The following is a 1777-nucleotide window of genomic DNA, read 5'->3' on the forward strand; positions in this document are numbered from 1 at the left end:
AATCACATCTATGGCGCGAAAAGATTTAATTAAAATCATCGTACTCATGATTGGCGCTCCTTTTGTTCGCAAATATACTCAACTGCTTGGCTAATGGTGATGTCGAAACCTTTTTGCTTCTGCTCTTCCTTATAATGGCGTGCCGCAACAGCAACCTCTTCTGGCGCAAGCTTTGGTTCTTGCGCTAAAGCACACACTTCTAAAGGGCTTGTTGAGGCAAGCGCCGGCAACTTCTCGACCAAACTTTTAAAATGTTCCACACCCCCTTCAAGGCTACAGAGTGCACGATACTCCTCGCGGGCAGCAGGCAAAATCTTGCCCTCTTCAATGGCCTTGTCTAAAAGGCTCTCAATAGCTGTATTTTTCTGCTCTTCTTGCAAAAGCGCTAAATCTTCTTGCATCTTTGTTAATTGGGAATTTAATTCCGCGCGTTCTTTTTCGCGCGCTTTAAGCGTTGCTAAAATCTCATCCGCTTTAGCATCTTCTGCCAGTGATAGTGCACTGGCAATGGCTGTCAAATCCATCATTTTCTCCGTCAAAGTTATAGGGGAAGGCTGTTCACGGCTTAAAGCCGTCATGACAAGGGCTGGACGGTTCACCAAACCAGCACCGGCTAAATTTAAAATTTCACCTTTCTTGGAATGGCGAAACTCAGGTGAAAGATAGCGATATTCTTGGGAAACAATCTTTTTAGCGGCCATATCGGTCCATTTAACACGCCCCCAAATCGCACCATCCCGCTCTGCTAATTCTTCAATCCAGCCACTTGCAGGTGCTTCTAGACCATTTCTCGCACGGTGATGTTGCCCATGCTCATAATCAATCACAAGCGGTCCTTTATTGGCTGCAAAGGCTTTTAAAATAGTTTGCGGGTTATAATGCCATTGTCGTCCATCACGTGCCTTCACATGGGGCGCTTTGGGCAACAACTCTACCCATTCAGGCGCTTGGCTAACGGTAGCGTCTTGGCAAAGATCTATTAACGCAGCATGAAATGTTTCTGCATCCCCATCTTTTTGATCTTCGTGAAATTCCTGTTCCATACATTGCCTATTGCTTTACAATTGTCATTGGCAATACAATGCATGAAACTTACTCCCACTATAAGTCTGACACTGTCAGTCAAAAGAGCATTTCTCAAAAAGCACTCTTTTCCCTATTATTCTCCTTGTGAGAGAAACCCCCGTGCCAAACCATCCCATAAAATCGTTTTCAAAGGCACTTCAAAGGCGATAGAGCGCCGTCGTGAAGTTAGAGGTACAATTTATCGTCTTATACAAAAAAAGCCCCTCTCAAGCCGTTTTTTTAAAGATTGCTTTTTGGCTTAAAAACATTATATCATTGGAGGTAAGGCGTGAGCCAGTTTTGCCAGGACGGTTTTACCGGATCTGCGAGGAGTTGACCGCCCTCCACGCCTTCTCATTTTTCTCGACACCAGTTCCTTCTCACAAACACCAACAGAGCTTTACGGTGTTTTCTTTACAACAACCGTTCATCCTTCTTTTCCCTTTTAAAGAAAACACCCCCAAACACTCTTATAAAATTGTTTTCAAAGACACTGGCGACAGAGCACCATTTTTTTAAAGATTGCTTTTAAACTTTTAAACTGTTACATTATCCGCGAGGCGTGAGCCAGTTATACCAGGACGGTTTTACCGGATCTGCGAGGAGTTGACCGCCCTCCACGCCTTCTCATTTTCCTCGCCTCTTTTCCATTAAGAACAAAAGACTTTCTTCCTGTTGTTTTCTTTACAACAACCTCTCGCCCTTTTTTTCA

Annotated in this window: 1 protein-coding gene; it reads right to left on the reverse strand. The window is 44.1% G+C overall.

Translation table 11 applies throughout. The annotated features are described in order from the left end of the window. Positions 1-44: 44 nt before the first annotated feature. Positions 45-1043: a phage protease gene (locus tag ACFIL8_RS09845; protein WP_375689621.1), complete on the reverse strand. Its 999-nt coding sequence runs from the start codon at positions 1041-1043 to the stop codon at positions 45-47. Between the last annotated feature and the right edge of the window lie 734 nt (positions 1044-1777).

The organism is Bartonella sp. AP57NXGY (assembly GCF_042195805.1).
In the GTDB taxonomy this organism is placed as follows: domain Bacteria; phylum Pseudomonadota; class Alphaproteobacteria; order Rhizobiales; family Rhizobiaceae; genus Bartonella.